Origin of the sequence: Bordetella genomosp. 13, from assembly GCF_002119665.1 — a bacterium.
GTDB lineage: Bacteria > Pseudomonadota > Gammaproteobacteria > Burkholderiales > Burkholderiaceae_B > Bordetella.
This window is the reverse complement of record NZ_CP021111.1, coordinates 763,660-787,141: the sequence shown is the minus strand read 5'-3', so window position 1 is coordinate 787,141 and position 23,482 is coordinate 763,660. Positions and strand designations below refer to the sequence as shown.

At 68.2% G+C, this 23,482-nt stretch carries 28 protein-coding genes; 14 read left to right on the top strand and 14 right to left on the bottom strand.

The annotated features are described in order from the left end of the window. Nucleotides 1–41: 41 nt before the first annotated feature. From CAL15_RS03690 to CAL15_RS03670, 5 genes are all read right to left on the bottom strand, one after another. Entirely contained in the window at nt 42–542 is a 501-nt protein-coding gene (locus CAL15_RS03690; protein WP_086077343.1) for a SycD/LcrH family type III secretion system chaperone, read from the bottom strand. A gap of 43 nt (nt 543–585) precedes the next feature. Then, the gene (gene btc22, locus CAL15_RS03685) at nt 586–882 is read right to left on the bottom strand and encodes a Btc22 family type III secretion system chaperone (protein ID WP_086077342.1); all 297 of its coding nucleotides are present in this window, start codon (nt 880–882) and stop codon (nt 586–588) included. 56 nt (nt 883–938) lie between these two features. After that, nucleotides 939–1,568, bottom strand: coding sequence for a hypothetical protein (locus tag CAL15_RS03680; RefSeq protein WP_086077341.1), 630 nt, complete (start codon nt 1,566–1,568; stop codon nt 939–941). Between the two features lie 147 nt (nt 1,569–1,715). After that, nucleotides 1,716–2,177, bottom strand: a complete 462-nt coding sequence (locus CAL15_RS03675) for a hypothetical protein (RefSeq protein WP_086077340.1) — start codon at nt 2,175–2,177, stop codon at nt 1,716–1,718. A 121-nt stretch (nt 2,178–2,298) separates the two neighbouring features. Continuing rightward, a complete protein-coding gene (locus tag CAL15_RS03670) occupies nt 2,299–3,162 on the bottom strand; it encodes a hypothetical protein (RefSeq protein ID WP_086077339.1) in 864 nt (287 codons plus the stop codon). 243 nt (nt 3,163–3,405) lie between these two features. Here CAL15_RS03670 and sctW point away from each other — a divergent pair, with 243 nt between their 5' ends. Genes sctW through CAL15_RS03630 form a run of 8 tightly spaced genes read left to right on the top strand, consistent with a single transcriptional unit; the run spans nt 3,406 to nt 9,782 of the window. Further along, nucleotides 3,406–4,506, top strand: coding sequence for a type III secretion system gatekeeper subunit SctW (gene sctW / locus CAL15_RS03665; RefSeq protein WP_086077338.1), 1,101 nt, complete (start codon nt 3,406–3,408; stop codon nt 4,504–4,506). Next, nucleotides 4,503–4,895, top strand: a complete 393-nt coding sequence (locus CAL15_RS03660) for a hypothetical protein (RefSeq protein ID WP_086077337.1) — start codon at nt 4,503–4,505, stop codon at nt 4,893–4,895. The genes sctW and CAL15_RS03660 overlap by 4 nt, the downstream gene beginning before the upstream one ends. 20 nt (nt 4,896–4,915) lie before the next feature. Then, nucleotides 4,916–5,323 (top strand): hypothetical protein, encoded by a 408-nt coding sequence (locus tag CAL15_RS03655; protein ID WP_086077336.1) that lies wholly within the window; start codon nt 4,916–4,918, stop codon nt 5,321–5,323. Nucleotides 5,324–5,333: 10 nt separating this feature from the next. After that, the gene (locus CAL15_RS03650; protein ID WP_086077335.1) at nt 5,334–5,708 is read left to right on the top strand and encodes a tetratricopeptide repeat protein; all 375 of its coding nucleotides are present in this window, start codon (nt 5,334–5,336) and stop codon (nt 5,706–5,708) included. Between the two features lie 8 nt (nt 5,709–5,716). After that, complete coding sequence (gene sctV / locus CAL15_RS03645; protein ID WP_086077334.1) at nt 5,717–7,810, top strand: type III secretion system export apparatus subunit SctV; 2,094 nt, start codon at nt 5,717–5,719, stop codon at nt 7,808–7,810. A 10-nt stretch (nt 7,811–7,820) separates the two neighbouring features. Further along, a complete protein-coding gene (gene sctD / locus CAL15_RS03640; RefSeq protein WP_086077333.1) occupies nt 7,821–9,200 on the top strand; it encodes a type III secretion system inner membrane ring subunit SctD in 1,380 nt (459 codons plus the stop codon). A gap of 23 nt (nt 9,201–9,223) precedes the next feature. Next, the gene (locus tag CAL15_RS03635) at nt 9,224–9,505 is read left to right on the top strand and encodes a hypothetical protein (protein WP_086077332.1); all 282 of its coding nucleotides are present in this window, start codon (nt 9,224–9,226) and stop codon (nt 9,503–9,505) included. Between the two features lie 10 nt (nt 9,506–9,515). Next, nucleotides 9,516–9,782, top strand: a complete 267-nt coding sequence (locus CAL15_RS03630) for an EscF/YscF/HrpA family type III secretion system needle major subunit (protein WP_086077331.1) — start codon at nt 9,516–9,518, stop codon at nt 9,780–9,782. Between the two features lie 117 nt (nt 9,783–9,899). Here the strand turns inward: CAL15_RS03630 and CAL15_RS03625 are convergent, their stop codons facing one another. Then, a complete protein-coding gene (locus CAL15_RS03625; RefSeq protein ID WP_232468108.1) occupies nt 9,900–10,346 on the bottom strand; it encodes a type III secretion system chaperone in 447 nt (148 codons plus the stop codon). A gap of 130 nt (nt 10,347–10,476) precedes the next feature. Between CAL15_RS03625 and CAL15_RS03620 the strand changes: the two genes are divergently transcribed. Further along, nucleotides 10,477–11,406 carry a PaaI family thioesterase gene (locus CAL15_RS03620; protein WP_086077330.1) on the top strand — a complete coding sequence of 310 codons (930 nt, stop codon included), beginning with the start codon at nt 10,477–10,479 and terminating at the stop codon, nt 11,404–11,406. Nucleotides 11,407–11,458: 52 nt separating this feature from the next. Here CAL15_RS03620 and CAL15_RS03615 read toward each other — a convergent pair whose 3' ends face one another. The 5 genes from CAL15_RS03615 to CAL15_RS03595 all read right to left on the bottom strand — a co-directional run bounded on the left by CAL15_RS03615 (nt 11,459) and on the right by CAL15_RS03595 (nt 16,039). Continuing rightward, on the bottom strand, nt 11,459–12,169 hold the full coding sequence (locus tag CAL15_RS03615) for an ABC transporter ATP-binding protein (RefSeq protein WP_086077329.1): 711 nt from the start codon (nt 12,167–12,169) through the stop codon (nt 11,459–11,461). Further along, entirely contained in the window at nt 12,166–12,966 is an 801-nt protein-coding gene (locus CAL15_RS03610; protein WP_086077328.1) for an ABC transporter ATP-binding protein, read from the bottom strand. The genes CAL15_RS03615 and CAL15_RS03610 overlap by 4 nt, the downstream gene beginning before the upstream one ends. Then, nucleotides 12,959–13,822: a branched-chain amino acid ABC transporter permease gene (locus CAL15_RS03605; RefSeq protein ID WP_086077327.1), complete on the bottom strand. Its 864-nt coding sequence runs from the start codon at nt 13,820–13,822 to the stop codon at nt 12,959–12,961. The genes CAL15_RS03610 and CAL15_RS03605 overlap by 8 nt, the downstream gene beginning before the upstream one ends. Before the next feature lie 7 nt (nt 13,823–13,829). Continuing rightward, nucleotides 13,830–14,711 carry a branched-chain amino acid ABC transporter permease gene (locus CAL15_RS03600; protein ID WP_086077326.1) on the bottom strand — a complete coding sequence of 294 codons (882 nt, stop codon included), beginning with the start codon at nt 14,709–14,711 and terminating at the stop codon, nt 13,830–13,832. A 173-nt stretch (nt 14,712–14,884) separates the two neighbouring features. After that, nucleotides 14,885–16,039 carry an ABC transporter substrate-binding protein gene (locus CAL15_RS03595; protein ID WP_086077325.1) on the bottom strand — a complete coding sequence of 385 codons (1,155 nt, stop codon included), beginning with the start codon at nt 16,037–16,039 and terminating at the stop codon, nt 14,885–14,887. Nucleotides 16,040–16,282: 243 nt separating this feature from the next. Between CAL15_RS03595 and CAL15_RS03590 the strand changes: the two genes are divergently transcribed. Continuing rightward, entirely contained in the window at nt 16,283–16,639 is a 357-nt protein-coding gene (locus CAL15_RS03590) for a DUF6152 family protein (protein WP_086077324.1), read from the top strand. Next, a complete protein-coding gene (locus tag CAL15_RS03585; protein ID WP_198299139.1) occupies nt 16,640–17,119 on the top strand; it encodes a hypothetical protein in 480 nt (159 codons plus the stop codon). Nucleotides 17,120–17,137: 18 nt separating this feature from the next. Here CAL15_RS03585 and CAL15_RS03580 read toward each other — a convergent pair whose 3' ends face one another. Both CAL15_RS03580 and CAL15_RS03570 read right to left on the bottom strand, forming a co-directional pair. Then, nucleotides 17,138–18,031, bottom strand: coding sequence for a LysR family transcriptional regulator (locus CAL15_RS03580; RefSeq protein WP_086077323.1), 894 nt, complete (start codon nt 18,029–18,031; stop codon nt 17,138–17,140). A gap of 621 nt (nt 18,032–18,652) precedes the next feature. Continuing rightward, nucleotides 18,653–19,459: an SDR family NAD(P)-dependent oxidoreductase gene (locus CAL15_RS03570; protein WP_086077321.1), complete on the bottom strand. Its 807-nt coding sequence runs from the start codon at nt 19,457–19,459 to the stop codon at nt 18,653–18,655. A 117-nt stretch (nt 19,460–19,576) separates the two neighbouring features. Between CAL15_RS03570 and CAL15_RS03565 the strand changes: the two genes are divergently transcribed. The 3 genes from CAL15_RS03565 to CAL15_RS03555 are packed head-to-tail and all read left to right on the top strand — an operon-like array spanning nt 19,577 to nt 22,484. Continuing rightward, the gene (locus CAL15_RS03565) at nt 19,577–20,548 is read left to right on the top strand and encodes a GlxA family transcriptional regulator (protein WP_086077320.1); all 972 of its coding nucleotides are present in this window, start codon (nt 19,577–19,579) and stop codon (nt 20,546–20,548) included. Between the two features lie 43 nt (nt 20,549–20,591). Beyond that, complete coding sequence (locus CAL15_RS03560; RefSeq protein ID WP_086077319.1) at nt 20,592–21,812, top strand: helix-turn-helix domain-containing protein; 1,221 nt, start codon at nt 20,592–20,594, stop codon at nt 21,810–21,812. 9 nt (nt 21,813–21,821) lie between these two features. Beyond that, entirely contained in the window at nt 21,822–22,484 is a 663-nt protein-coding gene (locus CAL15_RS03555) for a Vgb family protein (protein ID WP_086077318.1), read from the top strand. 36 nt (nt 22,485–22,520) lie between these two features. On the opposite strand, the gene CAL15_RS03550 is transcribed toward CAL15_RS03555, so the two are convergent. Continuing rightward, nucleotides 22,521–23,453, bottom strand: coding sequence for a LysR substrate-binding domain-containing protein (locus tag CAL15_RS03550; RefSeq protein ID WP_086077317.1), 933 nt, complete (start codon nt 23,451–23,453; stop codon nt 22,521–22,523). Nucleotides 23,454–23,482 lie beyond the last annotated feature (29 nt).

Here is a 23,482-nt window from a genome sequence, read left to right as displayed (position 1 = left end):
CCGCGGCCGCGCCGCGATGCCGTCGCTCTGGGTTCTTTTGTTTATTGCATCCTGGCCCGGACGGCCTGCAGCATGGCCGAGGCGCGCGCCTTGACGGCGGCGTGCTCGGGGCGCCGGCACAGGTCGACGGCCATGGCCAGCGACTCGGCGGCTTCGGGTACGCGGCCCAACGCCAGCAGGCACTCCGCGCTGTGATAGACGGGCGCCGGATCGTCCAGGCTCATCACCGTGACGATCGCGTACTGCCGCAGCGCGTCCTCGTAGCGGCCCAGCATCTGGGCCGCGCCGCCGAACGCCATCTGGTAGCGCGACTCCATGTGGTTGTACGCCGTCGCTTGCGCGAACATCTTCATGGCGTCGGCGTACTTGCCCTGCTGGTACAGGGCATGACCATACGCGTACAGGGCTTCGCATTCCTCTTCGGAAATGTTCATGGCCTGGCCCAAAGTACCGCCGTTGCGCCACAGGGCGCCGAGATCCTGGACCATCTTGGCCGCGTCTTCAGGAGTCAGGTCGGCATCGGTATCTTGGTGTGCGCTCATGTCGTTGGCCTTGTGCGATCGGGTTGCGGAAAGAAGGAAGGCGTCAAACCATCGGACGCGCACGGCGTACGCCGCTGCCGGCGCGCGCCGCGTTGGCGAAGCTGGCGCGCGCCAGTTCCTCAGCCACCTCGCGGTCGATGTCTTCCAGGTCCTTGCGAAACAGCGCTTCGGCTTCGGCGGTCTCTTTGGCGCCGATCTGGCTGGCCAGCACCGCGCGCGCCTTTTCCGGATCGAGGCCCTGCGAGCGGAAGAACTCGGTGCTGGCGTTCAGCGTGCGCTCGGCCTCGGCCACCAGTGCCTGGGCTTCGCTGATGATCTGTTCGGGGGTCTTCTGCGACATGATTTTCCTGGATGTCTGGGAGTGAGATGAAAACCGAAGGGGACCGGCGGGCCCGCTCAGCGCATGTTGCCGATGATGCTGGAGCGGCTGTCCTGCATCTTCTTGATGAAGTTGGTCATCACGTCGAAGGCCTCGTTGCGCTTGTTCGACATGCTTTGCAGGCGCAGCATGTCCATCTGCTGCGAATTGCTCTGGTTGTCGATCAGGCCCTTGATGTTGGTGATGGCCGTTTCGATCTCGCCCTTGGTGGTGCCGCCGGAGAAAACCGCCTTGCCCGTGATGAGCTTGCCTTCCTTGCCGTCCTTGGTTTCGCCATTGAGCGTGTCGGGCGTGCGCTGGCCGGTGCGGCTTTCGAAACCGATGTCCGACAGGCCGGCCGAGCGGATGGCGTCGTTCAGGGGAATCTCGATGCTGTTGATCTTTCCGGGGCCCCAGTCGTCGATGGTGTCGCCCGCCTTGGCATCGGATCCGAAGGCCGCCGACGCCGCGTTCAGCGCGGTCAGCACGTTGTTCAGCTTGGCGATCTGATCGTTGCGCGCCTGGACTGCCTTGATCTGGTCCGCAAGCTGGGCGTCAAGCAATCGGGTACGCTCGCCCTGCACGGCAAGCAGGGCCGTCTCGATGTCCATGCTCGAGATATCGACGTTCGAAACCAACATGTTGGCGTTGACACCGCTAGTGCTCATGGCTTGATCTCTCTTTCAACGTTGTGTGGACTGCGTTCTGCGCAGGTATTTGTAACGACGGGGCCGTCTGACTTCTCTGGCTGCCCCTGGACTATCCGGTAAGTAACGCCGAGGACCGTCAGGTTCCCTCGAAACGATGCGATTTCGTCACCGCAACAGCGTCATCACGCCGTTCAGCCCAAGATTGGCGGTCCGCAGCGCCTCGAGCGCGTGCTGTTGCTGGGTTTGCAGGGCGCCGCCGGACGTGGCCCCGCCGCCCGCCGGCGTTCCGCCATTGCCGAACAGCATCCCCGCCGACCCTCCCGACGTTGCGTGGCCGCCTTGCACCGCCTGCAACGCCGCGCTGATCTTTTCCAGCTCGGCCACGGCCTGCTGGACGTTGGCCACGCGTGCGGACAGCTCCTGCTCGGCCAGTTGCCCATAGGCGAACCGGACTTTCTCGGAGGAACTGGGCGAGGCGCCGATGTTCCAGTACGCCGCGCCGTCGACGGCGCTGTTGGGCTTCTTGCCGGTCGACGCCCTCTCGCTGGTTTCGTCCAGGCGGGCGTTGACGCCGCGCAGGGTGTCCAATGCGACAGAGGCGCTGTTGTTGGCGACTATGGAGGCCATGGTGTTGACTCCAGCGGAAACGAAACTCGATGGGTGAACGGGTTGAAGGCGGCATCCGGCTCACGCGGCTCGCGGGCGTTGCTGCCGGACCGGCGGCGCGGAACGCGGCCGGCCAGCCGCGTCAGCGCATGTTGCCGATGATGCTGGAGCGGCTGTCCTGCATCTTCTTGATGAAGTTCGTCATCACGTCGAACGCCTCGTTCGCCTTGTTGTTCAGGCCTTGCAGGCGCAGCATGTCCATCTGCTGCGAATTGCTCAGGGCGTCGATGTCGCGCTTCATGGCGTCCACGCCGTCGCGCAGGGTCTTCACCTTGGCCGCGTTCTCGTCGATGGTCTTGCCGGTGGTCTCGATCTTCGTCTTCAGCGTGGTCACCTGGTCGGCCAGCTGCTGCTTCTCGGCCATGGCCTCGTTGATCTTGCCGCCGATCTCGTTGATCCACTGCTGCACCACCTTGCCCTTGGCGTCCATGGTGTGGTTGCCGTCGACGTTGCGGGGCGCATCCGCGCCGGTCGGGATGGTCAGGCCAAGGGCCTTCACCTGTTCCAGCGTCTGGTAGGACAGCGGGCCGTTGTCGCCCTGGCCCCAGGCCAGTCCGTAGAAGCCTTCCGGGTCCGGACACTTGCTGGCCGCCAGGCGGTTCTGCAGCTCTTTCATGCCGGCGATCTTCGCGTCCAGCTCCGCCGACTTGGCGCCGACCGTCGATTCCAGTCCGGTCAGCGCGGCCTCGTCCGCCGCCTTCTGCTCGGCCAGCTTGAGGTTCTGGCCTTCCAGGCTCGTGGCGGCGCTCTGGTCGGCGGTGATCTTGTTGTTCATCTCGGCCATCTGCTTGTTCTTGGCGTCCACGCCTTCCAGTTGCGTGCGCAGGGAGCTTTGCAGCAGCTGGCTGCGCTGGGTCTGCACCGCCAGCAGCGCGGTCTCGATGTCGACGGACGACAGATTGACAGAACCCAGGGGACCGGCACCGCCTACGGCGAAATTGCTCATTTTGGAATTCCTTTGCGTGCAATTAGGAGAAGTTCGGATTGGTGGAGGCGCCGGTCCGGCCTGACGACCCCGCGGTCGCCGGCTGCTGGGCAGCGCATGACCCGTAAGTAACGCCCCCGGGGCGTCGGTTCCATGCCGATCGCCGGGCGGCGAAAAAATCTTCTTCGCCAAAAGACGGAACCTTTCCGCGCGGGGCGTTACTACCGCAGGACCGGGCATTTCGCCCCTCGCCGTATCGCACACATGAATCGCATCGACGGATCGCTGCCCCAGGGCTTTTCCTCGCTGACCTCGCAGGCCGACGCCGGCCACGCGCAGTCGCGCGCGGGGACACTGATGGGCGAGAAGACCGTGGCGCTGCAGGGCGAGATCTCGCTGGGCGACGCCGCCGAGGAACTCAGCCTGCACATGGCCGAGAAGACCGAGGACAAGCATCACGCCGAGCGCAAGGTCAAGGCCGACAAGCCGCCCGAGCTGCTGGACACCAGCGAGATCGTCGACGCGCTGGCCCATGGCAAGGACGGCGACGCGCAGGAAAAACTCGAGGAGCTGCTCAAGAAGCTGATGAGCGGCCAGGGCTCGCCGCGCCAGCTGGCGGGCCAGGCGTTCGGCGACATTTCGCAGCAGTACCTGGGATTGCAGTACGCCCTGCGGCAGGGCGAACGCGACGGCGCCGACCCCGAACTGCTCGAGGCCATCCGCGACGCGCTGGCCGACATGGAGATCGAGAGCGGCCCCGAGATCCGCGCCGGACTGAACAGCCTCGAGACCGCCGGCCAGTTCGCGGACGACGCGGCTGGGGTGGCGCGCTTCCAGGGCGCCTACCGCGACCTGGTGCTGGGCGAGCAGTCGCTGGGCAAGACGCTGGACATGGCCCTGGAACGCTTCGGCAGCGAAGACGTCGCGCGCGGCCTGGCCCAGCTGACCGCCGCGCTGGGACACGACCTGGCCGCCGCCCGTCCGTCCACCGATGCCAACCGGCTGCAGGCGCTGGTCTCCGACCTGTACCAGCTCGAAGTGGCCGCGACGGTGCTGGAAAACTGCAACGAACTGGCCGACAAGGTGCAGAAGGCCACGGGCAACCGCCCTGACGCCACCCGCCTGATGCGCGACCTGGTGGCCGTGAGCGGCGAGAAGTGGGTGTCCGAGTCGCGCTTTTCCGGCATCGCCGCGCAGCACGGCGTGGTGTCCCTCGAAGGCCGCATCGTCTTCCTGACCGGCATCAAGAGCATGCTGCGCGAGATGCCGGTGCAGATCTTTCCCGATCCCGACACCCGACTATCCATCATCAATGCCTCGCAGGAAGCGCTGGACATTGCCATCGACGAGGAAGACCAGCAATGAGCAGCCCGGAACTCACCCTGCGCCAGTTCGGCGTAGAAGCCGGCTTCGAGGACCTGGCCTTCGACTCGCGCGGCCAGGCCCTGCTGCAGCTCGAATCCGGGCGCCAGCTCGGCCTGGAACGCACCGCCGACCGCAAGGTGCTGGTCTACGTGGCGCACCCGCTGGATTATGATGCCGGCGCCTGGCTGCTGCGGGCCTGGAAGCGCGCCCATCACAGCCGCCTGGAAGACTGGGCGGTGCAGCCCGCGCTGCGCGAAACACCCGACGGCCGGCGCTGGCTGGTGGCGCTGGTGCGCGTGACCGACGACGAGTTCAGCCCGCTGCGCCTGCGCCAGGCGCTGGACTACCTGATGCGCTGGCAGGACGCCGTGCGCAACGACGCCTACTGACCGACCCACGAGGAATGACCATGTCCGACCTGCGCATCAGCGGCCTGACCTTCGATCGCGGCATCGAAGATATCGTCTACGCCGGCAAAGATACCGGCGCCAACCAGCTGCCCGACCGCCAGGACCTGCCGCCGGCGGCAGACGGCATGAAGGCCCAGCTCAGCCAGCTGCTGGAAAAGCCCAACACCGACCGGTTCCTCGACGAGATGCTGAAGCCGGCCATCGGCAATCGCGACCTGCTCATCCCGGCCAACTTCTCTCAGGCGCTGTCCGGGGCGCTGCATGCGCTGTCCAATGCCGCCGAACAGGCGCAGCAGAGCGGCGACGAGAGCGGCAAGGCGCTCAACCGCGCCGTGCGGCTGCTGAAAGAAGAAACCGGCCTGCGCGACCTGGTCGCCATGTATCGCAGCGCGTTGTACCAGGGATGAAGCACCAGGCATGAACGCCGCCACGACACTGAGCGCCGACAGCGCCGAATTGCTCGGCCTGCTGGCGTACATCTATCTGGAAAACGACCGCCCCGAGAAGGCGGCCGTGCTGCTGTCCGCCCTCGACGCCCTGGGTGCGGCCGAACCGCGCCAGCAGGTCACGCTGGCCCTGGCGCAACTGCGCGCCGGCAAGCCCGAAACCGCGCTGGCCACGCTCGAGCGCGTGGCACTGCGCGGCGCCATGGATGCCGCCTTTCACCAGGTGCGCGCGCAGGCCCTGCTGGCGCTGGACCGCCGGCCCGAGGCCGCCGCCGCCATGCGCGCCTACGTGGCGATGCGCGCGTCCGGCGCGCCGCCCGTCTCCGAACCCCACACTCCACGCTGAAGGCATCGATGCAAGCCCTCAACCGCGCCGTCGCGCTAGTCACCAGCCGCAACGACATCGTCCTGGCCGTCCTGATCGTGGCGATCATCTTCATGATGATCCTGCCGCTGCCCACCGCGCTGGTGGACGTGCTGATCGGCGCCAACATGACCATCTCGGCCATCCTGCTGATGGTCGCCATGTACCTGCCCTCGCCGCTGGCCTTCTCGTCGTTCCCGTCGGTGCTGCTCGTCACCACCCTGTTCCGCCTGGGCATCTCCATCGCCACCACTCGCCTGATCCTGCTGCAGGGCGACGCGGGCCACATCATCGAGACCTTCGGCAACTTCGTGGTGGGCGGCAACCTCATCGTCGGCCTGGTGGTGTTCCTCATCCTCACCATCGTGCAGTTCGTGGTCATCACCAAGGGCGCCGAGCGCGTGGCGGAAGTGGCGGCGCGCTTTTCGCTGGACGCCATGCCCGGCAAGCAGATGTCGATCGACGCCGACCTGCGCGCCGGCACCATCGACATGGACGAGGCCCGCAAGCGGCGCGGCATCGTCGAAAAGGAAAGCCAGCTGTACGGCGCCATGGACGGCGCCATGAAGTTCGTCAAGGGCGACGCCATCGCCGGCCTGATCATCGTGGCGGTGAACCTGCTGGGCGGCATCCTGATCGGCACCATGCAGCGCGGCATGACAGCCGGCGAGGCGGTGCAGGTGTACTCCATCCTGACCATCGGCGACGGCCTGATCGCGCAGATCCCGGCCCTGTTCATCGCCATCTGCGCGGGCATCATCGTCACGCGCGTGCAGACCGGCGACGGTCCCTCCAACGTCGGCAAGGACATCGGCTCGCAGATCCTGGCGCAGCCGCGCGCGCTGCTGATCGCCGCCGCCATCGCCGTCGGCATGGGCCTCATCCCGGGCATGCCCACCCTTACTTTCGTGGCGCTGGCCGCAGTGGTGGGCTCCATCGGCTTCGTGCTGATGCGGGGCACCCGCAAGGTCGTGGACGAGAAGACCGGCGAGATCACCGAGATCCCCGCGCTGCAGGCGGACGGCCAGCCGCCGCCGGCCAAGCCCAAGACCGATGGCAGCGCCGAGTTCGCGCCCACGCTGCCGCTGATGATCGACGTGGCCGCCGGACTGCAGCGCCACTTCGACGCCGGCGAACTCAACGAAGAACTGCTGAAGATCCGCCGGGCCCTGTACTTCGACCTGGGCGTGCCCTTCCCCGGCATCCAGCTGCGCTTCAACGAGTCGCTGCCGGAAAGCAGCTATCACATCCTGCTGTCCGAGGTGCCCGTGTCGCAGGGCAAGCTGCGTCCGGGCAGCGTGCTGGTGCGCGACACCGAGCAGAACCTGCAGGCCCTGCAGGTTCCCTACGAAACCGACCAGCGCTTCCTGCCGGGCGTGCCCACCATCTGGGCCGATGCGCGCCTGGCGCCCACGCTGGCCGGGGCCGGCATTCCGTACCTCGACGCCCACCAGATCCTGACCTGGCACCTGGCGTTCGTGCTGAAGAAGTACTCGTCGGACTTCATCGGGATCCAGGAAACGCGCTTCCTGCTGTCGGCCATGGAAGACCGCTATCCCGACCTGGTGAAGGAAGCGCTGCGCGTGATGCCGGTGCAGAAGATCGCGGAGATCATGCAGCGCCTGGTGTCCGAGGACATCTCGGTGCGCAATCTGCGCGCCGTGCTGGAATCGCTGATCGAGTGGGGCCAGAAGGAAAAGGATTCCGTGCTGCTGACCGAGTACGTGCGCGTCTCGCTCAAGCGGCACATCAGCTACAAGTATTCCAGCGGGCAGAACATCCTGCCCGCCTATCTGCTGGCGCCCAACGTCGAAGAGACCGTGCGAGGCGCCATCCGCCAGACGTCCGCCGGCAGCTATCTGGCGCTCGACCCGGCGGCCACCAAGCGGCTGGTCGAGAACATCAAGCGCGCGGTGGGCGACCTGTCCAGCACCACGCGCAAGCCGGTGTTGCTGACGTCCATGGACATCCGCCGCTACCTGCGCAAGATGATCGAGCAGGACCTGTACGAGCTTCCGGTCCTGTCCTATCAGGAACTGACGCAGGAGATCAACGTGCAGCCGCTGTCGCGGGTGGACCTGTGAGGACGGCCGCATGAGCGAAGCGCTGGAACTACGGGTGCTGTCGGGCCTGCACCGCGAAGCGAGCTGCCTGGCCGAGGACGGCGCCGTGCTGGGCGCGGATCCCGGCTGCGATGTGGTGCTGGCCGACGACGGCCTGGGCGCGCGCGCCGCGCGGCTGCGCATCGGTCCACAGGGCTGGGATCTCGGTCCCGACCAGGACGCGGCCGCGGGCTCGGCCGAGCCGGCCACGCCCTTCAACCAGCCCATGCCGCTGGGTCCGGTGTGGATCACCGTGGCACGCCGGTCGGATCCCTGGACGGCGGCGCCGGTGGCCGCCAACGACGGCGATGCGGGCGCGGCCGCGCCCGCGGTTGCCGCCGCAGCGGCAGCGGCTCCGGCGCAGGCGGCGCCACACGTTTCCGAGGCGACGGCGGTCGAGTCCGCCGCCCCGATCACGGCGCCCGACTCGCGCCCTGCCATGCCCGCCATGCCCGCCCCCGCCGCGCCGCGCAAGCGCGACGCCTGGCCCATGATGCTGGGGCTGGCCGCGGTGGCGCTGACCATCCTGGTGGTGATCGCCATGGCGTGGCTGCTGCCCTCCACGCCCAAGCCGGTCGAGCGTCCCGATCCGCGCGTGGTCGCCGAGCGCTCCATCGGGCAGATCACTGCCGCGCTCGAACGCCTGGGCCTGGCCTCGCGCCTGCACGTGGCCATGTCGCGCGACGGCACCGTGATGGTAAGCGGCTGGGTGCGCAACGCGGCCGAGCAGGACCGCGTCGCGCAGGCGCTGTCGCAGATCTGGCCCATGCCCGCCATGCGGGTCAGCGCCGAGGACGCGGCCGTGAACAGCGCCGCCGGCACCCTCAAGGCATTCAGCGTGCGCTACGCGCCTCGCTATGACGGCGACGGCCGCATGACCATCCTGGGCATCGCCTCCAGCGCCCGCGAACGAGCCTCGGCGCTGGACGCCGTGCGCGCGCAGCTGCCCGGCATGACAGTACTGGGCAACGACATCGTGCTGGCGCCGGACGTGGCCGATGCGCTGTCGGCGCAATTGGCCGAGGCCGGCCTGTCCGGCGTGGCGCTGGCATGGAAGAGCGACCGCCTCGAGGCCAGCAGCGCCGGCCTGGACGACGAACAGCTGACGCGGCTGCAGGCCGTGGTGGCGCGCTTCAACACCACCCATCTGGACGTGGTCGCGCTGGCACAGCCGGCCGCGGCCGACCGCCAATTCGCCGACACCGTGCCGTTCGGCATACGCAGCGTGGTGGGCGGCCCGCAGCCTTTCGTGGTGCTCGAGGACGGCAGCAAACTGCTGGTCGGCGGCACCTACAAGCAGTATCGTCTCACCGCCGTGGAACCCAGGCGCCTCGTGTTCGAGGGCCCGCGGCCCGCCATCGTGCTGCGCTGATCCCGGCAACCAGGCCCAGAACCATGTCCCAGCCCGCTCTCACCGATCTCGAAGCCCGCTTGGCCGCTCCCGATGGGCCGGCCGTGCGCGACGCGCTGCAGGCCCGTGCCGGCGCGCTCGAGTCGCGGCTGCGCGCGGCCATCGCCGCGGGCCTGCCCCGCAACGAATTCCCGGCCTGGCAGGCCGCCGCCGATGCCGCGGCGGCCGCCCGTCAGGTGCTTGCTTCCCAGCCGCCGGCGCAAGGCGGAACGGCGCGGTCCGCGTCGCCGTTCGCGCCGGCATTTCCTTCCATCCCACCCCGATAAGGAGCCGTCCATGGCGCTCAACGGTCTTTCCGGCTCGGCCGGCCTCAACTTCAACAACCTCAACAACACCGTCTACGAAAGCATCCGCTCGCGGGAAACCGAGCTGCGCAACACGCTGTCGACGATCAGCTCGAACGGCGACGGCGCCGTTTCGCAGGCCGACATGCTGGCCATGCAGCAGCAGATCAGCCAGTGGACGATGATGGTCGAGGTGCAGAGCACCATCAGCAAGTCCATCTCGGATTCGCTAAAGAGCGTGATCCAGAAGTCTTCCTGATGGATGCAAGGCGGTCCGTCCGGCGCGCCTGCGTCGGGCGCCGCCACCGCAGCCCGGGCCCTGCGCGCGCAGGACAGCCGCATCGCGCAGGCTGCATGCCACCGCGCGTGTGACGCGTTACGCGGATTGCAGGAACATCGGCGGGCGATACGCCCCGGCGGTGGACGTGGGCGCGCCTTCGCGCGCCAGGCGGTCGGTCCAGGCATCGGCCTGGTTCAGCAGCGCTTCCACGGCGCCCATCAGGTTGACGGCGCCGCACTCGGACAAAGGCAGCGCGGCCTGCATGTGCGCCTTGCCGTCAGGACCGATACAAGCCACCGCCCCGCGGCCCGCCTGCATGAAATTGGCCTTGGCCATGATTTCGGCGCAGGCCGCAGCGTTGCGCGCCTCGGGCAGGGCGCACGACAACAGCACCTGGCCCCGCGCCCCCATGAACACCAACTGCACCACGTGCCGCCCATCGAAGACGAGCTGGCAGATCCCCGCGGCGGTCGGCGCCAGGCCGGCGATGCCCAGGGACTGGCCGAATTCGGAGACTATCCGCTCGAAGGTCGGATCTGACACGGGGGGCTCGAAAAGCGGAAGGAAGTAAGCGACGGATTTTAGAGTCCAAGGCGAAATATTGCATGTATTTGTTTCATCTTGGTACGTTTCGGCGCGTCATACAATCGTCCGACGCCAACGCATCGCTCCCATGTCAGACACACGCTCCCTCATTCTTTCCCAGGTGCTGCACGGCCTGGCCCTGAATCGCGAACCCGGCTGGAACTTCCCGGGCAATTTCCTCGAACTGTCTTTCGATGAACTGCACACGGATGGCGCCCGCGTGTCGATCGAAACCGGTCCGCATTGCACGGACGCCGACGGGCAGGCCAGCATGGCCGCAGTCTGCATCCTGGCCGACGTCGCGCTGGCCGTGGTCATGCGCGCCCACGCCGGCTACGCCATGCGCATGGCCACCGTGACGCTGGCGCTGCAGTTCACCGGCGCGTCGCGAGACGGCAGGCTCGAAGCCGTCAGCCGCTTCGACGGGCTGCATGACGGCCTGGCGCGCCGGCAGGGTCTGGCGCGCGCCGAGCTGACGGCGGGCGGCAAGCCGCTATGCACCGTGCATGGCACATTCCAGATGATGGACGACCGGCCCGACCTGCAGCCCATCCCGCTGCGCCGCCGGGGCGCCCATCCTGCTCCGGCCGCGCTCTCGCCGCAGATGCTCGACGAGGCCGAACGCGAAACCTATGCGCGCGCCCTGCAGGCGCTGGAGTCCGGCACGGAGAATTTCCTGCAGCGTTTCTGGCAGTTGCAGCCGCAACGCCACGATGGCGGCGCCACCGGCCGCCTGCAGAACGGCCCGCACATGGGCAACCGCGTGGGCCACACGCAGGGCGGCCTGACCTTCGCCCTGGCGGCGCTGACCGCGCAGGCCGCGCTGGGTGAAGACTGGAGCATGGTGGGCATATCGACGTGGTACGTGCGGCCCGGCACCGGGCCGGGCTTGCGCGCCGAGGCCGTCATCGCGCACCAGGGCGGCACTACTGCCGTGGTGAAAGTCGACGTGCTGGATGAAAACGGCCGCCTGGTGTTGGCGGCCGTGGCGAATCTGTCGCGCAGGGAACAGGCTTAGCGCAGACGTGGCCGGGCGGCGCACTGCGCCGCGCCGGCCGAAGGCGCCGGGATCAGGCGCCCAGGTAGGCTTCGAGCACCCGAGGATGATCCAGCAGCTCGCGGCCGCTGCCCGACAGGGCCATCGCGCCGTTCTCGAGCACGTAACCGCGCTGCGCGATCTTCAGTGCCTGCCGCACGTTCTGCTCGACCAGGAACAGCGTCAGGCCGTCGGCGTTGATGGAGCGCAGCGACCGGAAGATCTCCTGCACGACGATGGGCGCCAGACCCATCGACGGTTCGTCCAGCAGAAGCAGGCGCGGCTTGGCCATGAGCGCGCGGCCGATGGCCAGCATCTGCTGCTCGCCGCCGGACAGGTTGCCCGCCACGCCGCTCAACCGTTCCTGCAGGCGCGGGAACAGATTCAGCACGTACTCGAGTTCGGCGGACGCGGCTTTCAGGCCGCGGCGATAGGCGCCCAGCTCGAGGTTCTCGCGCACCGTCATGGTGGTCAGGATGGCGCGGCCCTCGGGTACCTGCACGATGCCACGGGCCACCACCTGGTGCGGCGCCAGGTTGGTGATGTCCTCGCCCTCGAAGCGGATGCGGCCGGCCCGCTTGGGCAGCAGGCCGGACATCGCCAGCAGGGTGGTGGACTTGCCGGCGCCGTTGGCGCCCACCAACGCCGTGATGCCGCCGGCATCCAGGGTAAGGTCGATGCCGCGCACGGCTTCGATGTGCCCGTAGTGAACTTCCAGGCCGCTGACTTCCAACATGCTGCTCATCGCGCCACCTCTTCCATCGCCGCGTGGCCAGCCTCGTGGTCGTCGTCTTCGCGACCCAGGTAGGCCTCGATCACCTGTTCGTTGTTGCGGATCTCGTCGGGTCCGCCGCACGCGATGATCTTGCCGAAGTTCAGCACGGCGATGCGCTCGCACAGCCCCATCACGAAACGCATGTCGTGCTCGATCATCAGAATGGTGTAGCCGCGGTCGCGTATGGCCAGGATCTCGCGCATCAGTTCCGCGCGTTCCCCGGTGTTCATCCCGGCCACGGGCTCGTCCAGCAGCAGCAGGCGGGGTTCGGTGGCCAGCGCGCGCGCCAGCTCGAGGCGGCGCTGCTCGCCATACGACAGGTTGTCCGCCAGGTCGTGCGCCTTGTGGTCCAGCTTCATCCACGACAGCAGTTCGAGCGCGCGTTCGCGCGCGCGCTTTTCATGCTCGCGGTACTTGGGTAGCCCCAGCAGCAGGCTGGGGAAGCCATAAGCCATGTGCCGGTACGAACCCACCACCACGTTCTCCAGCAGGGTCATCTCCTTGAACAGGCGGATGTTCTGGAACGTGCGGGCGATGCCCATGCGGGTGATCTGGTGCGGCTTGCGGCGCAGCAGGTTGGCGCCCTCGAAGGTGATGGCGCCGTTGGTCGGCGCCAGCAGGCCGGTGACCAGGTTGAACACCGTGGTCTTGCCGGCGCCGTTGGGGCCGATCAGGCCGAAGATCGCGCCTTGCGGCACGCTGAGGTTGACGTCATGCAGCACGTGCAGGCCGCCGAAGCTCTTGGAAATGGACGACAGCTCAAGCATGGCGGCCTCCCTTGCGAAGCCAGCGCGAGTAGCGTGCCGGGTCCCAGATGCCCTGCGGCAGGAACAGCACGATCAGCACCAGGATGAGGCCGTTGGCCACCAGGCGGAAATCGGCGAAGCCGCGCAGCATCTCGGGCAGCATGGTGATGATGAAGGCGCCGAGGACCGGACCGGCCAGGCCGCCGATGCCGCCCAGGATGGCCATGGTCAGGATCTCGACGCCGCGATCGAAGCCGTACTCGGCGGGGCCGATGAAGAACGTGAGGTGCGCGTTCAGCGCGCCGGCCAGGCCCGCGATGACGGCGCCGGCCACGAACGCCAGCATCTTGCTCGAGCGGATGTCGATGCCCATCAGCGAGGCGGCGGTCTCGTCGCCGCGGATGGCGTCGAACGCGCGGCCGATCTTCGACGAACGCACGCGCCACAGCACGAAGAGCACCACCACCACGGCCAGCAGCACATGCCACCATTGCGTCAGCTGCGGAATGCCGTTGAGGCCCAGGGCGCCGCCCGTGAGCGACTCGGTGTTCAGGATCGTCACCCGCACCACTTCGCCGAAACCTAGAGTCGCCATGGCGAGATACACGCCAGACAGCCGCAGGGTGGGCAGTCCGATCAGCGCGGCCACCAGGGCCGGCGCCAGCATGCCGCCGGCCAGCGCCACCGGGAACGACGCCTCGTAGTTCATGGTGAGCAGCGCCGCCGTGTACGCCCCGATGCCCATGAAGGCCGCATTGGCCATGGCCAGCATGCCGCAGGCCAGCGTCAGCCAGATCGACAGCGCCAGCAGCGAATTGGTGCCCAGCGTGAGCACCAGGTTGCCGTAGATGGCCCAGAAGTTTTCGAATCCACTCATCTCGATCTCACGCCTTCCGTTGCGCGACTTTGCCGAACAGGCCTTGCGGGCGGACCAGCAGGATGAGGAACAGCAGGCCGAAGGCCACCGCGTCGCGCATCGTGGATCCGACGTAGGCCACCGACAGCACTTCGGCAAAGCCCAGGAACAGGCCGCCCAGCATGGCGCCGCGGATGTCTCCCATGCCGCCCAGGATGATGACCGCGATGCCCTTGTGCAGCATCGGCTGGCCCATCAGCGGGAACAGCGCGTTCGAGTACAGGCCGATCAGCAGGCCGGCCAGCCCGCCCAGGGCCGCTGCCGCGAACGACGTGATCAGGAACAGGCGCTCGACGTCGATGCCCAGCAGCCAGGCCGCCTTGGGCGACTCAGCCACGGCGCGCATGGCGCGGCCGAACTGCGTGCGGCGCATGGTGACCATCAGCACGGCCATCAGCGCGAACGAGATGAAGATGATGCCCAGTTCGATCGCCGTGACGTGCAGCCCGCCGATTTCCATGGCCGTCTCGGGCACGGTGCCCATCGGGAAGCGCAGGTTGCTGGCCCCGAAGATGGCCTGTGCGCCGTTGTTCAGGATGATCGCCACGCCGATGGTGGCGATCATGGGAATGAGGTGGGGCGCGTTGCGCTTGCGCAGCGGCTTCAGGACCAGGAAGTCGATGGCCGCGCCGAACAGGCCGGCCACGATCACGGCCGTGATCAGCGCCGCCCACAGCGGCAACCCGGCGTGGGTGATGACGGCAAGCGCGGCATACGCGCCCACCATGAACACGGCGCCGTGCGCGAGATTGATGACGCCCAGCACGCCGAAGACCAGCGTGAAACCGAGCGCGAACAGCGCGTACACGCAGCCCAACGACAGGGCGTTGACGAATTGTTGTTCAAGCATGGGAGTTCCGGATCAAAAGCAGCCTTGATATCGGCCTTGGCGCAGCGCCCCCGCGAAGGAGCCGTATTGCCCAGCCACGAGCCTACAGGCCAAAAATGCCTTGAGGGCGACGCTGCCGCCGCCCTCAAGTTCTGCCCGCCCGCTGTCCGGCAGCGGGCGGCCATGTTAACGCGTTACTTCTCGATGGCGTACTTGCCGTCCTTGGTCACGCTGACGATGGGCGCCTGCTGGGCGTCGTAGCCGGCCGGCTTCTTGCCCGTGCGGTCCATGGCCTGGCGGAACTGGAACGCGCCGGTGGCGCCGGTCCATTTCACGTCGGGCAGCGCGTCGCGCAGCGCGGTGCGGTCCTTGGCCAGGTCGCCGGTCAGCTTGACCTTCTTCAGGCCCTCGCTGACGATGTACATGGCGTCGTAGGCCTGCGCCGAGAACTGGTCGGGCGCCGCACCGTACTTCTTGGTGTAGGCCTCGATGAACTTGGTGTTCTCGGGGGTCTTGTTCTCGATGGACCAGGGGCTGCCGATCCACAGGTTGTTGGAAGCGCCGCCCGGGGCCAGGTCGAAGATCTTGACCGAGTTCATGCCGTTGCCGCCGATGACCGGGATGTTCATGCCCAGTTGGCGGGCCTGCACCATGATCGGGCCGCCTTCGGCCAGCAGCGCCGACAGCACCAGGGCGTCGGGGTTGGTGCCCTTGATCTTGGTCAGCTGGGCCTTGAAGTCGACGTCGCCCTTGGCGAAGGTTTCGGTGGTGGTCACCGGCACCTTCTGGTCTTCGAGCGCCTTCTTGAAGTTGTCGTAGCCGCTCTTGGTGAAGACGTCGTCGTTGCCGTACAGCACCGCCACGTTCTTCATGCCGGTCTTGTTGCGAACGGTCTGGATGGTGGCCGGCAGCACGTCGGCTTCAGTGACCGAGTTGCGGAAGACGTAGTTGCCGATGGACGTGATGCCGTCGGCGGTGTTGGACGTACCGAACGCCACGGTCTTGGCGGCCTGCGCGACCGGGTGGGCCGCCTGCGCCGAGTTCGACAGCGTGGGGCCGAACACCATCAGGACCTTGTCCTGGAAGATCAGTTTCTTGAAGACGTTGATGGCTTCTTCTTTCTTGCCCTGCTCGTCTTCGACCACCAGGACCAGCTTGTTGCCGTTGATGCCGCCGGCGGCGTTGAGTTCTTCTGCGGCCAGTTGGAAGCCGTTGCGGATCGACGCGCCGTACTGCGCGGCGCCGCCGGACAGGGCCTCGGCCACACCCAGCTTGATGTCGGCAGCCTGGGCGGCGCTAGCGGCGCCAAACGCCATCAGGGCCAGGGCGAGTTTGGTCATGGATCTCATGGAAGCGTCCTTCGGATAATGGGTGTCTCGGTGTCTAGTCGCCTGCCATGCGACCCGGCGGCGCTGCAGCGTCCGGTCCTTGGATCCGGGCTGCGGGAGGGGTGATATTACTCTCCTTTTGTAGCGGACCGAAACAAGACCACCCCGCAAACCGTTGTAGGAAGCCACTTTCCGCCCCTATAGTCATTGCGATGCGGCTTCGCGGGCGCATGCCGGCGCCCCTCCGCAGCACAGGAAAACCCCATGAAAACCCTTATCTCGATGGCAAGCGCCGCACTGGCGGCGACCGTGGTGTCGACCAGCGCGTGGGCGCACCATGGCTGGAGTTCTTACGACGCCAACAAGGCGGTCAAGATCGAGGCGCCCGTGGCCGAGGTCCGTTGGCGCAATCCGCATGCGGAGATCGACATCAGCTATCAGGGCGAGACCTGGGACGTGGTCCTGGCCCCGCTGGGCCGCCTGGAATCGCGGGGCCTGCCCGAGCAGGCTCTCACCAAGGGCAAGACGGTCACCGTCGAGGGGTATCCGCGTCAGGACGGCACGCGCGAGATCCGCGCCGAACGCATCACCGTCGACGGCAAGACCATCGAGCTGCGCTGAATGGACGTCGCCGCGCTGGCCGCCGCGCTCGAGGCCTCGCCGCTGGGCGCATGGATGCGCGGCTCTCCGTGGGGCTACCCAGCCGTCAACCTGCTGCATCTGCTGGGACTGACCTTGCTGATCGGGCCCATGCTGCTGCTCGACCTGCGCCTGCTCGGTGCAGGCCGCCGCTTTCCGCTGGCCGACGTGTCGGGCGTGTTGACGCCCTGCGCGGCGGCGGGCCTGCTGCTGCTGATCGGCAGCGGCGCATTGCTGTTCTCTGCGGACGCCGCGCCCCTGGTGGCAAATCCGCTGCTGCAGTTCAAGGCGGCATGCATCGCGCTGGGCCTGGCCAATGCGTTGGCATTCCGCGCGTTGTGGGCGCGCCGGCTGCCCGCCTGGGACGACGCGCCGCCGGCCCTGGGACGACTGCAGGCGGCGCTGTCGCTGGCGATATGGCTTGCCGCGGCGACGGCCGGCCGGCTCCTGGCCTATCTTTGACGCGGCCTGGATGGCGGCTTACATCGACGATGCCCGCGCCATGTCGATGAATGCGCGCAACGCCGGCGGCATGCGCGAGTGCCCGGGGTAATACAACATGAAGCCAGGCAGCAGCGGACACCAGTCTTCCAGCAGCCGCACCAGCCGGCCTTCGTCCAGCAGCGGCCGCACGTAGTCCTCCAGGACGAACGCCACGCCCGAGCCCGCCAGCGCCATGCGCGCCACGGTGTACATGTCGTCCAGCGTCACGCGGCCCGGCACGTCCACTTCCAGCCGGGTATCGCCGCGCGCGAATTCCCATTTGGGGACTCGCCCGTTGGGAAAGCGATAGCGGATGCACTCGTGCTTCATGAGGTCCCGCGGGTGCTTCAGCGCCATGCCGCCGCGCAGGTAGGTCGGCGCCGCCACGGCCACCAGACGCTGGCTGCGGTTGATGGAGACCGCCATCATGTCATCCGGCACGTCGCCCTCCAGGCGTATGCCCGCGTCGAAGCCCGCCGCGACGATGTCCACCGGTCCTTCTTCGTGCACGATCTCGACGTGGATGTCGGGATAGGCGGCGAGAAAATGCGGCAGCAGCGGCGCCACCAGCAGATACGCCGCCGCGCGCGAGGTATTGATGCGCAGCGTGCCGCTGCGCGTGGCCTGGAAGGCATCCATCTGGTCCAGGGCCTCGCTGACGTCGCGCAGCGCGGGCCGTATGCGTTCCAGCAGGTAGCGGCCGGCGACGGTCAGCGACACGCTGCGCGTGGTGCGATTGAACAGGCTGACGCCCAATCTTTTCTCGAGCCCACGCACGGCATAGCTGACGGCCGAGGGAGACAGGCCCAGCTCGGCGCTGGCCTGGCGGAAACTGCTGTGGCGCGCGACGCACGCGAAAGCCACCAGATGCGAAAGACTGTCGGTCTGCATGATTGTGCAGGGCTTCTCATCAAAGCATGCGGAATTTCAATCTTGTACTCGGCGAAAGGGGGGTGGACTATTGTCCCGGCTATCCAGGCAAAAAGCACTCGGTTTCTGCATACCAATTGTGGGCGGGCGATTGACGCGGGCCTGACGGACTACGCATTCCGAGGCACGGAATCAAGGCAGCGGCCCGGCTCCGTACTGGTCCTGTCCGCACGTGTAACACGGCGCGATGCGCCGCGGCTCATCGGCGTCTGCACCTGGAATCCCGAGGTGGAGGGCGCGGGCGAGTTCGTGGCCGCCCAGATCGACAGGATGATCCGCGACGAGACCTAGCCCACCGAGACACAGATGTGGGGGCCGACCGGCGAGGCGTTGAAGAACCGCACGGTGGCCAGCTTTCGAAGCTCGGCCAGGCGCGGCGGTGCACATGAGGGTGCGTTGCGCGGCCCGCCGCGCGAACACGGCCTCAGGCCACAGGGATCGGTTTTTGTTCCAGCGACTCGTTGAACTGGTTCACCAATGCGCGCTCGCCGGAACCCGGACGGCCCGCATCGGCAGTACCGCGTCGACCACCGCCTCGGTCCCGGCGTCGTCCAGCCTGTCCATGGCCCGGCGGGCGAGGTATCACCGGGCGGCGTGGTAGCGCGGCGCGACGGTATTGCTGGACAGGTTCTGCGACATGGCGCGGCGGGCGGCCTCGTAGGCGTCCCACTGTTCCACCGCGTGCAGCGACGGGATGGTGACCGGCTCGCCGCGGTCGAAGCCGAGCAGCGCCGCATCGCCCAGGTCTTCGGCCCGCATCACGATGCGTGCATCCAGGTTCTCCACGGGCAGGCCGCCCGTGGCCCAGAAATCCGTGGCGGTGGCGCCCGGCAGCACGGCCTGCACCTGCACGCCCTTGCCCTCCAGTTCGCGATGCAGCGACTGGCTGAAGGCCGTCACGAAAGCCTTGGTGCCGCCATACACGCCGTTGAGCACCTCGGGCGCCAGGCTGACGATGGAGGAAATGTTGATCAGCGCGCCGCGGCCGCGGGCGACGAAGCCGGGCACGGCCGCGTAGGCAAGCCGCATGGGCGCGGTCACGTTCAGCGCGATCATCCGCGTCATCCTTTCCACGTCGCTCTCCAGCAGCGGCGTGTGGGTGCCGACGCCGGCGTTGTTCACCAGCAGGGTCACGCTGGCATCGTCCCGCAGCTTCCGCTCGACGGCGGCCAGCGAGTCCGCGTCGCCCAGGTCGGCCGGGCACACTTCCACGCCGCGGCCGGTGCGCGTGGCGATGTCGTTGGCCAGCGCGTTGAGGCGATCGCGATTGCGCGCCACCAGGATCAGGTCGTAGCCGCGGCGGGCCAGGCGATCGGCATAGATGGCGCCGATTCCGGAAGACGCGCCGGTGATTAGCGCGGTGCCGAGTGAGGTCTGTTCTTGCGTCATGAAATGCTCCTTTCGGTGGTTGTCGATGAGTCGATGGAAGGCATTCTGGGCTGGATTGCCGATGTCTCAAATGACGTATAGAGTCATGATTCAAGACATCACTTGCGGACACCGGACATGCATCGCATCGGCTACGTACTGTCGGACGGCTTTCAGGTCATGGCACTGGGCAGCCAGGCCGCGTTCGAATTCGCCAACCTGGTGGTGGGCGAACCGTTCTACGGCATCGAAAACTACTCGGTCGACGGCGGCGAGGTACGCGGCTCATGGGGCCTGGCGGTGGGCACTCGCGCTCTGTCCGCCCGCAGCAACGCGGACACCTGGATGGTGGCGGGCGCCATAGAGCCGCTGGCCACGCCGCCGCAGCCCGAGTTGCTCAGGCTGCTGCGCAAGCTCAGTGCGCGCGCGCGCCGCACGGCAGGGCTGTGCACCGGCGGCTTCGTGCTGGCAGAGGCCGGCCTGCTCGGCGGCCGGCGCGCCACCACGCACTGGGCGCACGCCGAGGCCATGCAGCGGCGTCATCCCGACATCCAGGTCGAGCCAGACCGCATCTTCATCGTCGACGGACCCATCTGGACTTCGGCCGGCATGACCGCGGGCCTGGACCTGGCGTTGGGGATGGTCGAGAAAGACCTGGGCGCAGACACGGCGCGATCGGTGGCGCACCGCCTGGTGATGCACCACAGGCGCTCGGGCGGCCAATCGCAGCACTCCGAGATGCTCAGCCTGGCGCCCAGATCGGATCGCATCCAGGACGCCCTGGCCTATGCCCGCAAGAACCTGTCGCGTCCCCTCAGCGTCGAAGAACTGGCCCAGGTCGCTCACCTGAGCCCCAGGCAGTTCAGCCGCGTGTTCGCGGCCGAGACGGGCCAGTCGCCGGCCAAGGCCGTCGAAGGCCTGCGCCTGGAAGCGGCGCGCCTGATGATCGAGCAAAGCCGGCACTCGCTCGAAGTGGTGGCGCGCGAATCGGGTTTCCGCGATCGCCGCCACATGCGCGAGGCCTTCATCCGCGGCTTCGGCATCCCGCCGCAGGCGGTGCGGCGCGACAGCCGCGGCGCGCCGGGCATGCCGGCGGCCGTGCTAGATTAGGCCGCCGGCCCCTGACGGTGGCGACAAATGTGGCGGTTTTCCCATGGACCTGGACATCGATGCCGCGGCTCGCGCGCTGGCCGCTGGTGATCCGCTGCGGGCGCTCAATGGCATCGCCTTGCGCGACGACGCGCCGGCGCTGGCGCTGCGCGGCATCGCGATGGCGCAGCTGGGCGACCTGGACCGCGCCCGCGCCCTGGTGCGCGCCGCGGCGCGCGGCTTCGGGGCCGCGCAGCCCGTGGCCAGGGCTCGCTGCGTCGTGGCCGAGGCCGAGATCGCGCTGGCCTCGCGCGACTTGCGATGGCCCGGGCACGCGCTCGATACGGCGCGCGCCATGCTACACGCGCTCGGCGACCCCATCAACGCGGCCTACGCCGCGCACCTCGCGATCCGCCACCTGTTGTTGACCGGGCGTCTCGACGAGGCGGAACAGCGCCTGGCCGACTTCGACGTACTCCCTTTGCTGCCCGCGGCGCGCGCCGCGCACGAGCTGGCGCTGGCCGGCATCGCCATGCGGCGCCGGCAGGCACGCGCCGCGCATGAAGCGCTGGCGCGTGCCTCGCGGGCGGCGGCCCGCGCCCGCATTCCGGCCGTGCATGCCGAAGTGGAACAGGCCAGGCAGGCGCTTGCGGCGCCGGCGGCGCGCCTGGTCTCGCATGGCGCCACGCGCGTCCTGCTGCTGGATCAGGTGGAAACGGTGCTGCACTCCCCCGCACTCGTGGTGGACGCGTGCCGTCACGTCGTCAGCCAGGCCGAGGCGACCATATCGCTGGCGCGGCGACCCGTGTTGTTCTCGCTGGCACAGGCCCTGGCCGTGGCCTGGCCGCGCGACGTGCCGCGCCAGGCCCTGGTGCAGCACACCTTCCGCACACGGTATTTCGACGAGTCGCACCGTGCCCGCCTGCGCGTGGAGATCGGCCGCCTGCGCACCGCCCTGCGCCCGCTGGCCGACATCCGCGCGACGTCCGCCGGCTTCGTGCTGGCGCCGCACCGGGCCAGCGAGGTGGCCGTGCTCGAGCGACCGGTGGACGAGCCGCATGCCGCCGTGCAGGCCTGCCTGGCTGACGGCGAAGCGTGGTCCAGCTCGGCGCTGGCCCTGGCGTTGGGCATCAGCCAGCGCACCGTGCAGCGCGCGCTCGATGCGCTGGCCTCGGCCGGGCACGCGCGGCCGTTCGGCCGGGGCCGCGCGCGGCGCTGGACCGCGGCCTCGCTGCCGCGAATCGCGACGCCATTGTTACTCGCGGTGCCGCTGACACCCGACTAGCATTTGCCCATGGACACACACACTGCCGAAGTCATCCGCGAGTACGGCCCCTTCGCGGATGCGGCCACTGTACATGGGGTCTCTTACGATGGCCGCCGGGTCTGGTACGCCACGGGCGAGAGGATGGTCGCCCTGGATCCGCACAGCGGCCAGCTGGTGCACGCACTGGACGTGGCCGGCGACGCCGGCACGGCTTTCGATGGCCGGCATCTTTACCAGATCGTGGGCAACCGCATCCACAAGCTCGATCCGGACAGCGGGCGCGTGCTGGCGGACATCCCGGCGCCGGAAGGCCTCAATTCGGGCATGGCATGGGCCGAGGGCTCGTTATGGGTGGGCCAGTATCGCGCACGTCGCATCCACCAGGTCGACCCTGCCACGGGCAACATCCTGCGCACCATCCCGTCGAACCGCCACGTCACCGGCATCACCTGGGTCGATGGCGAACTGTGGCACGGCACCTGGGAAGACGATGCCAGCGAGCTGCTGCGCATCGATCCCGCAACGGGCTCGGTGCTGATGACGCTGCAGATGCCAAAGGGCATGACCATATCCGGCGTCGAATCGGACGGCGCGGAACTCATCTATTGCGGCGGCGGCGGCAGCGGGAAGGTGCGGGCCGTACGGCGGCCCAGGCGAGCCGGGAGCACCGAAGACCGCGACAAGCGCTGACGCGTGAAGACCCCGCGGGCCAGCGGCACGGCTCCGTCACGCCGGCGCGGCCGCCTCGTCCAACAGGAACTCGACCAGCGCCGGCAGCGCGGCATCGTGCGGCCGGTTGGGCCGCATGCGGATCACGTAGCCCCACGATCCGGGCAGACGCAGCCGCGGCACCAGAGGCACCAGCCTGCCGCGCGCGATCTCTTCATCCACCAGCGGCATGCGCCCCAGCGCGATGCCCACGCCCGCCACCGCGGCCGAGACCACGGTGCTCAGGCCGCTGAGCACCAGCGGCGGCTGCCAGTCGGCTTCGGGCAGCCCCATGCGCTCGTGCCAGGTGCGCCAGCTGGTCTCCGGGCTGGCGACGTGTTTCTCCTCCAGCCAGCGATGGCGCGCGAAGACCGAGGGGTCGTCTCGCATCCCCGGCTCGATCAGCGTGGGACTGCACACCGGCACGACGCTTTCGGTCATCAGCCAGATGTCGCTGGGCTGCGGCTGGTGCGGCCCGTTCTTGCGCTGGTGCAGGAAGGCCAGGTCGAGATCCTGCTCGTTCCAGGCGGGGTCCTGACTGGGATGCAGGTAGACCTGCACGTCGATGTCGGGATGCGCCTCGATGAACCGGCCGATGCGCGGCGCCAGCCACAATGCGGCGAGCGACGGATTGACCGACACGTTCAGGCGGAAGCGCTGCCGTCCCGCTGCCCGTATGTTGCCGCAGGCGGCCGACAGCAGGGTCAAGGCCTGCTGTACCGAGACCAGCAGTTCGGCGCCCGCCTCGGTGGGCTGCGCACGGCGCGTCGTGCCGCCACGGCGCAGCAGCGACACGCCCAGGTCGGCCTCGAGCGAGCGCAGCTGGTGGCTGACCGCGCTCTTGGTCACGCTGAGTTCCGCCGCGGCGCGGCTGAGGCTGCCCAGGCGTGCCACGGCTTCGAACGCGCGCAGCGCGGCCAGGGGCGGAGTACGGGACGAGGAATATGCCATGGGTGGAATTTATCTCAACCCTGGATCGA